The sequence below is a fragment of the Altererythrobacter sp. KTW20L genome, assembly GCF_023501975.1.
Classification (GTDB): Bacteria; Pseudomonadota; Alphaproteobacteria; order Sphingomonadales; family Sphingomonadaceae; genus Alteraurantiacibacter.
Map to the genome: position 1 here is coordinate 14,349 of NZ_JAMFLH010000016.1, position 8,794 is coordinate 23,142.

The window sequence follows — 8,794 nt, forward strand, 5'->3', positions numbered from 1 at the left end:
GGACCATGGATGACAGTGCATCGCTGCTCTCGCTGTTTGACCGGATGCTGTGGACGACGGCACTGGTTGCCGCACCTATCCTGGTGGCGGCCCTCGCCGTGGGCCTGCTGGTCGGCGTGATCCAGGCGGCTACCTCGATCAATGAACAGACCCTCACCTTCGTGCCAAAGCTGGCGGTTTCGGCGGTTGTGCTGGTGCTGCTGGGCGGGGCGATGTTCGGCCTGATCGGCGATTTCGCGCGCGAGATCTTCAGCGAGATTGCGGGAATATCCCACCAGTGAAGCATAGGTCATGAACCTGCCCGATTTCGGCCTTGGCGGAATCGAAGACCAGTTGTGGATGCTGGTCTTCGTGATGATTCGCATTGGCGCGGCGCTGTTGGCGGCCCCGGTATTCGGCGCGCGCAATGTGCCGGTTCAGGTGCGTATCGTGATCACGGCGGCGCTGGCGGTGTTCGTGCTCAACTGGACCCCGGTGCAACTGCCGCAGGACATGCTGGCAATCGAGACCATCCTGGCCGTGGTGACTGAAGTCGTGATCGGGGTGACGCTGGGCTTCGTGCTGCAATTGGCCTTCGTGGCCCCGCTGGTGGCGGCAGAACAGATCTCGGGCGGGATGGGCATGGCCATGGCCACTGCAGTCGATCCGGCAACCGGCGGGCAATCGGGCGCGCTGGGGCAGATGTTCAGCCTGATGTTGACGCTGGTGTTCCTGGCTATTGGCGGGCACCTGTTATGGCTTGGGCTTGTGGTCGAAAGCTACCAGCTGTTCCCGCCCGGCGCCGAATGGGATGTGGGCGAGCGCGGCTGGCTGGTAGCGAGTTTCGCCTCGCAGGCCCTCGCCACTGCCGTCGCCATCGCGCTCCCGGTAACGCTGGTCCTGCTGCTGGTGCAGGTCGTGACCGGCGTGATCAGCCGGTCGGCCCCGTCGCTCAACCTCTTTGCCCTGGGCCTGCCTGCCAGCGTACTGGCCGGGCTCGCCGCCCTGATCGCCGCCGCGCCCTTGCTGACCGACCAGTTCGTCATGCTGGCCCAGAGCGCGATCGAACAGGTGGCCACGGCGGTGCAGCCATGAAAGTTGCGAGATGAGCGAGCAGCCTGCCGGCGAAAAGACTTTCGCCCCGACAGAAAAGCGCAAGAAGGACGCGGCGCAGAAGGGCAATGTCCTGCGCTCGAAAGAGGTTGCGACGGCCGTGTCGGTGCTGGCAGGCGCCCTGTGGCTCAAGCTGGCGGGGCCTTGGCTGCTGGGCACGATCGAGGGGGCGACCGAGCGCACACTCACTTTCGACCGCAATGCGATCGAACATTTCCGCCCGGGCGTGCTGATGCAGGACATGATCTGGGCGGTCGTCCCGCCGCTTCTCACCCTTGGGCTGGTCGTCATGGCTGTGACCATGGCCGTCCAGCTCGCGCTGGGCGAGGGGCGCTGGGTCATCAAGAACATGGAACTGAAGGGATCGCGCATCAACCCACTGGCGGGCCTTGGCCGGATGTTCGGGCCCACGGGCCTGATCGAACTGGGCAAGGGCATTGCCAAGCTGGTGTTGCTCGGCTCCATCGCGTGGTTCTGGGGCAGTGCCAACCTGGCCACGGTTATGTCCCTCGGGCGTGGCGAACTGACGGGGCAACTCGCCGCTGCCTGGGAAGCTATCGCCGTGCTGCTACTGCTACTCAGCGCTGGACTGGTGGTGATCGCCATGATCGACTGGCCGATCCAGTATGTCCTGCGCCTGTCGAAGCTTAAGATGACCAACCAGGAAATGCGCGACGAGCACAAGGAGGCCGAAGGCAGCCCCGAGAAGAAGGCCGCGATCCGCCAGCGCCAGCGCGACATGGCGCGCGGCGGGGTGGCGGGCGCGATCGGCCAGGCGCAGTTCGTGCTGACCAATCCCACGCATTTTTCGGTGGCGATGACCTATGATCCTGCCGTGGCGCCTGCACCCTATGTGCTGGCCAAGGGCCGGGGCGAAAAGGCGCTGGCGATGCGCGAGCTGGCGGCGGAAATGGGCGTGCCGGTGCTGGAATATCCGCTGCTTGCCCGCTCGGTCTATTTCACCACCCGCGAACACCAGGTGATCCGCGGCGAACTCTATTCCGCGATTGCCAGCGTGCTGGCCTTTGTCATGTCGCTGAAACGGGGCGAAAGCCCGCCGCGCCCCACTATTTCGGTGCCGCTCGAACTGCGTTTCGATGCCGACGGGCACAAGCTCGTCCAGGCCTGATTGCGGGCTTAACTCCAGGCACCGGGAACCGTCCTTCGCATTATGGAAACCAGCACCACATCCACCATCATCAGCGCACTCGGCGGCGGCAGCGGGGTCGATATGGTCAAGCTGGCATCGGACCTCTCGCGCGCCCGCTTCCTGCCGCAGGTCGGCCAGATCGAGAGCCGCAGCCAGGCGCTGGAGGCGCGCATTTCCGCCGCATCCACCTTGCGCAACCAGCTCACTTCGCTGGCGAGCGCGCTGGGCGACCGGATCCGCAACGGCGACCTGTCGCCCACGGCCACCATCGGCAACGGAGCAGTGGCGCAGGTGTCGGTGCTGACAGGCGCTTCGGGCAAGGGCACCTATTCGCTTGAAGTAACTGCTCTTGCGGGGTCGCAGACCCTTGCCGGCAACTCCTATTCGGCTGCTACCGACTTGGTCGGCGAAGGCCAGCTCACCATCCGTTTCGGCGCGATTGACGGGACATCGTTCAACGAGGATCCAGCCCATGCCGCCGCCGTGATCGACGTAAGCGATACCGACACGCTGGCCAGCCTGGCGACCAAGATCAGCGCTTCGGGTAGCGGCCTCACCGCCTATGTCGCGCAGTCCGCCACGGGCGCCCGGCTGGTGGTCAAGGGCCAGGACGGCGCAGCCAATGCTTTCGTGATCGAGGCTTCGGGCGCCAGCGTCAGCGGATCGCCCGCGCCCGGCGCGCTCGACTATCTCGACTGGAACCCGGCCATCGACAGCGGCCAGCGCAAGGCCAGCGCAGCCGATGCTGCTTTCCTGCTCGACGGGGTGGAGATGACCAGCGCCAGCAACAAGGCCTCCGGCCTGCCAGGCGGCCTGGTCCTGACCCTGACCGGCACGAATGCCGGTGCGCCGACGCAGATCGGCTTTGCCGACAAGAGTAAGCAGATCACCGCAATGATGGGCGATTTCACCGCCGCACTCAACGATATCACCGCCAGTCTGGCCGAACTGGCCGCGCCGCAGGGCGGTGAACTGGGCAACGATCCGGGCGCGCGGGCGCTGAAAAGGGCGCTGGCCACCCTGTCCACCCAGGTTATCATGCCCAACGCGGCAGAGGGGGAGCCGCGCACGCTGGGCGACCTCGGCCTCGTATTGACCCGCGAAGGCAACTTCCGCCTCGACAGCACGCGCCTGCAGGAAACCCTGTCGAACAACTTGTCCGCTGCGGGCGCCATGTTCACCACCGGGCTGTTCGGCGTGTTCGGCACGGTTGACAGCATGGCCCGCAACCTTAGCCTCAGGACCAATCCCGGTTCGCTTGGCGGATCGATCGAGCGCTATACCGACCAGCTAGAGAAGCTGGACGAGCGGCTGGCCAAGATCGCCGAACAGCAGGAGCGGGTGCGCGAGCAACTGGTCAAGACTTTCGCCGCCACTGATCGCAATGTGGCCGCCTCGCAATCGACCATGGCATTCCTGAAGAACCAGATTGCCGCGTGGAATACGGATAACCGGTAATGCTGAAACCCGCCAACCCGTCCGAAGCCTATCGCAAGGTGGCCTTCGATGCTTGCGTCGCAGGGTCCAAGGGCCCCGAGCTGGTGCGCCTGTGCATCGAGGATGTGGGGGCGGCGCTGGAGCAGGCGCTGTGGGCACATGCCAATGGCCGCGAAGATATCCGCCGCAGGGCACTCGTCCGCGCGCAGAACGGCCTTGCCGCCCTGCGTGTCGGCGTGGACCGCAAGAACCCGCTCGGTCCGGCGCTGCTTACGCTGTACGATGCGATGGCGAGCACTGTCACCGCCTGCCGCTTCCGGTTCGATCCTTCCGCCATCAGCCGTGTGCGCGAGGACCTTTCCGATATCGCGCGGGCGATGCTGGGCTAGAGGCGTTAGGGTCCGAACCCTAAATCCGCTCCACCGCGCCGCCCGCCACTTGCCATACTGCCGCTTCGCCCGCGATCTCCTCGAACGGGGCGAGCTCGGTGCCGGTCAGCCACACTTGCGAACCGCCGCTGCGCAGCCGCTCGAACAGCGCGGCGCGGCGCAGCGGATCAAGGTGGGCGGCCACTTCATCCAGCAGCAGAACGCCGGGCCTGCCGTCCGCCGCCAGCCCGGCATGGGCCAGGGTAATGGCGATCAGCATGGCCTTCTGTTCGCCGGTCGAACATTGCGCGGCGGGCATGGCCTTGTCGCTCAGCGTCACGTCCAGCTCGTCGCGGTGCGGCCCGGCCAGCGTGCGCCCGGCGGCGCGATCGCGTGCGCGGTTGCGGGCCCAGTCGTGCCGCAGGGCATCGGCGGTCATGCAGCCTCCCGGCATGTGGGCGAGGGCAGGGCGGGCGAATGGCTCGCCCGGAAGCCGCTCCAGTTCTGTGGACATGCGGTGGACCAGCTGCGCCCGACCCTGCGCTAGGGCGGCCCCTGCCACCGCCATCTGCGCCTCGATGGATTCGAGCCAGGCGGGATCGGGCTCCTGCTCCCCCGCCAGCAGGCGGTTGCGTTCGCGCAGGGCCGCTTCATAGCGCGAGGCGTGGCGGGCATGGGCGGGGTCCAGCGCCACGGCTAACCGGTCAAGATAGCGGCGGCGGGCCGAGGCGCTGTCGGCAAACAGGCGGTCCATAGCGGGCGTCAGCCAGCCGATCGCCAGCCACTCGCCCAATGCCAGGGCGCTGGCCGACGCGCCGTTGACCTGCACGATGCGCCTGCCGGGCGCTTCCGCCGCGATGCCGGTGCCAAGCATGACTGCCTCGCTGCCATCGCGCTGCGCCAGCGCCGCGCTGACAGTGAAGGTGCCGCCACCGCTTTGTCCGGCCATTTCTGCCAGAGCAGCCCGACGCAGGCCGCGCCCCGGCGCGAGCAGCGACAGCGCTTCGAGCACATTGGTCTTGCCCGCGCCGTTTTCGCCCACCAGCAGGTTGAAGCGCGCGGTCCCGTCCAGCCGGGTCGCGGCATGGTTGCGGAAGGTGGCAAGGGTGATCCGGTCGAGCGACATGGTGCGGCTGGACGACTAGGGCAGCGCTGGGCCCGAAGCCATGAAAATTCGCGTTTCCAATTATTGGTGAAAATTCCCAAGGTTCAGCATCTGGCGGCACCAAACCTTGCGGCGCCATGAACGGAAACGGCAGAATTCCGCCATTTTTCACGAATTGGCACGCCCCCTGCGAAGTGTCCTGCATCGGATGAATGGTCATCCGCCAAACAGGAAAGGGTATCTCTCATGTCTCACGAAAACAGCCTCTTCACCCGTGCCATGGCCGCTGCGGCCGCCGCGACCATGTCGCTCGCCATCCTCGTCAACTATGTCGCCACGCCGCATATGCAGGTCGCCACGGGTATCCTGGCATGAGCAATCTGGATCATCGTTCGAACGGGTCGGTGCCGAAGAAGTTCGGGCTGGACCGCCAGCATGGCAAGATGGCCGGCGTCTGCGCGGGCATTGCGCGCTATTTCGGGTTCGATCCGCTGCTGGTCCGCATCGTGTTCGCGGTCGGCGCGATCGCCGGATTCGGTAGCTTCATCCTGCTCTACCTGGCCATCTGGGCGCTGGCCGACTGACAGGACGGGCTATTTGCGGCCAATTGCGAAGGGGGAAAAATCGGTGTCCGTATCGAATACATCGACCCCCTCGCGCTTTTTCAGGAAGCCAACGACCTTGTAGGTGACCGGCGTGAGCAGGGCTTCCCAAGCGGTTTTCAGCGCCCACTGGGTCAGGGCCACGGTGATGACCAGATCGGTCGTCCAGCCCGCGGCTCCCAGGAAGGCAATGGGATAGAACAGCGCGGAATCCACGCCCTGGCCCACCACGGTCGAACCGATCGTGCGGCTCCACAGCATTTTCCCGCCGGTCCATACCTTCATCCGCGCCATGACATAGGAATTGGCAAACTCGCCCGCCCAGAAGGCGATCATCGAGGCCAGCACGATGCGCGGGACCTGGCCGAATACCTGTTCGTAAGCTGCCTGTCCGCCCCAGTTGGCAGCAGGCGGCAGGGCTACCACCACCATTGCCATCAGGGCCATGAACAGCAGGGCGGCAAAGCCCGCCCAGATGCAGCGGCGGGCATGGGCATAGCCGTAAACCTCGGTCAGGATGTCGCCGATGATATAGGCTACGGGGAAGAACAGGATGCCGGCTCCGAACTCCCATGCGCCAATGCTCGGCAGGTCGAGCACTGCCACCTTGCCCGCCCCGATCACGTTCGACAGCAATAGGATGGTGACAAAGGCCGCCATCACCAGGTCGAAATAGCGGAAAGGGCGACGCGTGCCCTGCTGTCCGTCAATGCGCTGCGGCTGATCCCCCATGGACGCAACACCTAACCCGATTTGCGACAGGCGCAAACACCGCTATGGGGCCGTAATGCGCGCCCGTAGTTCAACTGGATAGAGCACGAGCCTTCTAAGCTTGGAGTTGCAGGTTCGAGTCCTGCCGGGCGCGCCATTTTTCAGATACTTATGTTGGTTCACTCTTACCCTGCCCCTAGTGAACCAAGGTGGCAACCAACGATTCCCACCTACCTCAGCGAACGGCTTCATCTCGACGTTCTTCGGGCCGGATCGATATGATTAGAGAGGCAGTCGGTTCCGATCGCGTCCTCTTTCCCCCCGTTATTGAGCCGTCAAAATTTTGAGCGTGACACTCTTTAGTGTGAACACCGCCGCCAACAGCAACCCAATATCAAACTTGTAGGTGCAACGGTTCCATCCCCCGCGATGGAGATTCAGAAGATGACGGCCGAACACCTCCCGAAATTTTTCCGCAAAGCTAAGAATGGAGCCAGAGGCTTCGCGAGCGATCAGCGCGATGGGATAGCGATATTCATTCGGCTAAATGACGGAGACCGCTTGGATCTGGTCACAGCCTTGATTGACGCTTGGGATAATGACGAATCTTGCAACACGGCGATCTATGGCGGGGCGCTGCGGCAGGCCTGGGAGAGTGAACCTTACATCAACGGTCGACGAATGGGATCCTACATAAGCGCCGTTGCTGCTGCCCGCGCCTCACAAGGGGTCATGTGGTCGACGGCCGAGTTTGTCGAGGAGTGGGGCCCGGCAATGATGACGTCTGCGGAGATGCGCCAACTCCAAGCTATGGATTTCCCGCTCACCGTTTATCGCGGCGGCACGGGGACCTTCAAAGAAGTTGCAGAAGGCGTGAGCTGGACATTGAAGCCGGAAGTGGCGGCGTTTTACGCGAGCACGTGGCCGAAGCGATGGGGCGATGAGCGCGAGCCGCTCATTCTGTCGATGGAAGTCGAAGAAGACGAAGTTCACGCTTACCTCGACGGGCGCGAAGAGGCAGAATTGCTGATCCCGTATTCGGCTGACTTAATGGACTCTATGCAGGCCGTGGACATCGAGGAATTCACCCCCCACAGCCGCCTGACATTTTCAGGTCCTACTGGCTAAGGTGATAGCTGCGCCCCCGGCCTAGAACCGCAGCGGTCTTGCCTTTTCGATTATCTTCCAGGCTTGAAAGGCAGCGAACAGGTTTTGCGCCTCGCTCTCTTTCAGATTGGTCGCGACGTATGCCAGCCAAACCAACTGCGCGCGCACATCGGCGAAACGCGCCTTATCGATGAGTCCAGTGGCGGGGGGATCAGGCAGCCCAAACGCGGCCGCCAGCCCTCGCATTCTCGGCTCAGTGACCGCCTGAAGGGTTAGCTCCAAAGGCTGGGCTTCATTGTCGGCGGCAATGATGTCGAGGAATGTGAGACCGTCGCGCAGGATGTGCGCGCGGTCCTGAAAGCCTTCCACAGCATGCGGCGATCCGAGGACGACATGACGGCTGGCAGCCAATGCACGCGTGCTACGATGAATAAGATACCGCTCTGCATTTCCGATAGACAGCCGCCGGTGTGACGCGAACATGGGCTCCCCCTGTATCAGGTTTACCTCCAGCGCGCCGAAACAGGTATCCAAAGCCGATGCCTTCGAGATCATGAACCTTGGGCCCAAAGAGGGCACCGCAGTGTTCGCTGAGACTCGAACGGGGAAGGGCGAAAGGACCAAATTGCTTTCGGTCGCCACTGCGCTGGAGTTGGGGCAACGTCACATCACCTCTACTGAAATGGCCCTCCGTCGTGGCGTCAGCATACAGCTCGCCTACAACGATGCGGTGAGCGCTGGCGTGCCGCTCCTCAGCCCTGCCGGCTTCTGCCGGCGCGCTGCGGAAGCCACTTTCTTCACGTCAAACAATTGATCGAACGAGCAGCGTTGTTCCTCGAAAGAGCGCATTTTCGTTCACCTGCCTTCTTGCGGAGGTGCAGGGTATGCAACTTTTCAAGTTGTGTAGGTGCAGGCTTGTGCAAACGCTAAGCTTGCAACTAGCGCCGCTAGTGCGAAACCAGGTGCAGGTCTGATGCCACTGCACATTTTCCTCGATCTAGCAACGCGCTGATGCCGCTCATCTTCCGGCGAGAGCATTGGCAATGGTGTTGAAGATATCAGCAAGGTTCAAACCGAGCGTTTGGAAAGCGATGATCGCAGCCATCGCGATCAGCGCGGCGATCAAGCCGTATTCCATGGCCGTTGCGCCACATTCGTCCTTCATGAGATTGGCCAACATGGGCACCTCCGAACTAGACCCTATCTGCGATCCATTCTCGAT

The 8,794-nt window shown here is 63.5% G+C and carries 13 protein-coding genes and 1 tRNA gene; 10 read left to right on the forward strand and 4 right to left on the reverse strand.

Annotation, left to right across the window (positions count from 1 at the left end; all coding sequences use genetic code 11):
- Nucleotides 1–5 precede the first annotated feature (5 nt).
- From M3P36_RS14160 to M3P36_RS14180, 5 genes are read left to right on the forward strand one after another with little or no spacing between them, the layout of a single operon-like run.
- The gene (locus tag M3P36_RS14160) at nt 6–281 is read left to right on the forward strand and encodes a flagellar biosynthetic protein FliQ (RefSeq protein ID WP_249704353.1); all 276 of its coding nucleotides are present in this window, start codon (nt 6–8) and stop codon (nt 279–281) included.
- 10 nt (nt 282–291) lie between these two features.
- On the forward strand, nt 292–1,074 hold the full coding sequence (gene fliR / locus M3P36_RS14165) for a flagellar biosynthetic protein FliR (protein ID WP_249704354.1): 783 nt from the start codon (nt 292–294) through the stop codon (nt 1,072–1,074).
- A 10-nt stretch (nt 1,075–1,084) separates the two neighbouring features.
- On the forward strand, nt 1,085–2,221 hold the full coding sequence (locus tag M3P36_RS14170; protein WP_249704355.1) for an EscU/YscU/HrcU family type III secretion system export apparatus switch protein: 1,137 nt from the start codon (nt 1,085–1,087) through the stop codon (nt 2,219–2,221).
- Nucleotides 2,222–2,263: 42 nt separating this feature from the next.
- Nucleotides 2,264–3,700, forward strand: a complete 1,437-nt coding sequence (gene fliD, locus M3P36_RS14175) for a flagellar filament capping protein FliD (RefSeq protein ID WP_249704356.1) — start codon at nt 2,264–2,266, stop codon at nt 3,698–3,700.
- Entirely contained in the window at nt 3,700–4,068 is a 369-nt protein-coding gene (locus M3P36_RS14180; protein ID WP_249704357.1) for a flagellar protein FliS, read from the forward strand. Before fliD ends, M3P36_RS14180 begins: the two co-directional genes overlap by 1 nt.
- 19 nt (nt 4,069–4,087) lie before the next feature.
- Here the strand turns inward: M3P36_RS14180 and recF are convergent, their stop codons facing one another.
- Nucleotides 4,088–5,173 (reverse strand): DNA replication/repair protein RecF, encoded by a 1,086-nt coding sequence (gene recF / locus M3P36_RS14185; protein WP_249704358.1) that lies wholly within the window; start codon nt 5,171–5,173, stop codon nt 4,088–4,090.
- 225 nt (nt 5,174–5,398) lie between these two features.
- On the opposite strand from recF, the gene M3P36_RS15210 reads away from it, so the two are divergent.
- Nucleotides 5,399–5,527, forward strand: a complete 129-nt coding sequence (locus tag M3P36_RS15210) for a hypothetical protein (protein ID WP_283773501.1) — start codon at nt 5,399–5,401, stop codon at nt 5,525–5,527.
- Nucleotides 5,524–5,736: a PspC domain-containing protein gene (locus M3P36_RS14190; RefSeq protein ID WP_249704359.1), complete on the forward strand. Its 213-nt coding sequence runs from the start codon at nt 5,524–5,526 to the stop codon at nt 5,734–5,736. The genes M3P36_RS15210 and M3P36_RS14190 overlap by 4 nt, the downstream gene beginning before the upstream one ends.
- Before the next feature lie 9 nt (nt 5,737–5,745).
- On the opposite strand, the gene M3P36_RS14195 is transcribed toward M3P36_RS14190, so the two are convergent.
- A complete protein-coding gene (locus M3P36_RS14195; RefSeq protein ID WP_249704360.1) occupies nt 5,746–6,486 on the reverse strand; it encodes a queuosine precursor transporter in 741 nt (246 codons plus the stop codon).
- A gap of 59 nt (nt 6,487–6,545) precedes the next feature.
- Here M3P36_RS14195 and M3P36_RS14200 point away from each other — a divergent pair.
- Both M3P36_RS14200 and M3P36_RS14205 read left to right on the forward strand, forming a co-directional pair.
- A tRNA-Arg gene (locus tag M3P36_RS14200) sits at nt 6,546–6,622 on the forward strand.
- 287 nt (nt 6,623–6,909) lie between these two features.
- Nucleotides 6,910–7,593: a hypothetical protein gene (locus tag M3P36_RS14205; RefSeq protein WP_249704361.1), complete on the forward strand. Its 684-nt coding sequence runs from the start codon at nt 6,910–6,912 to the stop codon at nt 7,591–7,593.
- 21 nt (nt 7,594–7,614) lie between these two features.
- On the opposite strand, the gene M3P36_RS14210 is transcribed toward M3P36_RS14205, so the two are convergent.
- The gene (locus tag M3P36_RS14210) at nt 7,615–8,127 is read right to left on the reverse strand and encodes a hypothetical protein (protein WP_249704362.1); all 513 of its coding nucleotides are present in this window, start codon (nt 8,125–8,127) and stop codon (nt 7,615–7,617) included.
- On the opposite strand from M3P36_RS14210, the gene M3P36_RS14215 reads away from it, so the two are divergent.
- Complete coding sequence (locus M3P36_RS14215; RefSeq protein WP_249704363.1) at nt 8,126–8,386, forward strand: hypothetical protein; 261 nt, start codon at nt 8,126–8,128, stop codon at nt 8,384–8,386. The two genes, M3P36_RS14210 and M3P36_RS14215, sit on opposite strands and share 2 nt — an antisense overlap.
- A gap of 204 nt (nt 8,387–8,590) precedes the next feature.
- Here M3P36_RS14215 and M3P36_RS14220 read toward each other — a convergent pair whose 3' ends face one another.
- On the reverse strand, nt 8,591–8,752 hold the full coding sequence (locus M3P36_RS14220; protein ID WP_249704364.1) for a Flp family type IVb pilin: 162 nt from the start codon (nt 8,750–8,752) through the stop codon (nt 8,591–8,593).
- Nucleotides 8,753–8,794: the final 42 nt, after the last annotated feature.

Coding starts and splice junctions, on each gene's coding strand:
- M3P36_RS14205 (WP_249704361.1), top strand. CDS start 6,910: ATGACGGCCGAACACCTCCCGAAATTTTTCCGCAAAGCTAAGAATGGA.
- M3P36_RS14180 (WP_249704357.1), top strand. CDS start 3,700: ATGCTGAAACCCGCCAACCCGTCCGAAGCCTATCGCAAGGTGGCCTTC.
- fliD (WP_249704356.1), top strand. CDS start 2,264: ATGGAAACCAGCACCACATCCACCATCATCAGCGCACTCGGCGGCGGC.
- M3P36_RS14210 (WP_249704362.1), bottom strand. CDS start 8,127: ATGATCTCGAAGGCATCGGCTTTGGATACCTGTTTCGGCGCGCTGGAG.
- recF (WP_249704358.1), bottom strand. CDS start 5,173: ATGTCGCTCGACCGGATCACCCTTGCCACCTTCCGCAACCATGCCGCG.
- M3P36_RS15210 (WP_283773501.1), top strand. CDS start 5,399: ATGTCTCACGAAAACAGCCTCTTCACCCGTGCCATGGCCGCTGCGGCC.
- M3P36_RS14195 (WP_249704360.1), bottom strand. CDS start 6,486: ATGGGGGATCAGCCGCAGCGCATTGACGGACAGCAGGGCACGCGTCGC.
- fliR (WP_249704354.1), top strand. CDS start 292: ATGAACCTGCCCGATTTCGGCCTTGGCGGAATCGAAGACCAGTTGTGG.
- M3P36_RS14215 (WP_249704363.1), top strand. CDS start 8,126: ATGAACCTTGGGCCCAAAGAGGGCACCGCAGTGTTCGCTGAGACTCGA.
- M3P36_RS14170 (WP_249704355.1), top strand. CDS start 1,085: ATGAGCGAGCAGCCTGCCGGCGAAAAGACTTTCGCCCCGACAGAAAAG.
- M3P36_RS14160 (WP_249704353.1), top strand. CDS start 6: ATGGATGACAGTGCATCGCTGCTCTCGCTGTTTGACCGGATGCTGTGG.
- M3P36_RS14190 (WP_249704359.1), top strand. CDS start 5,524: ATGAGCAATCTGGATCATCGTTCGAACGGGTCGGTGCCGAAGAAGTTC.
- M3P36_RS14220 (WP_249704364.1), bottom strand. CDS start 8,752: ATGTTGGCCAATCTCATGAAGGACGAATGTGGCGCAACGGCCATGGAA.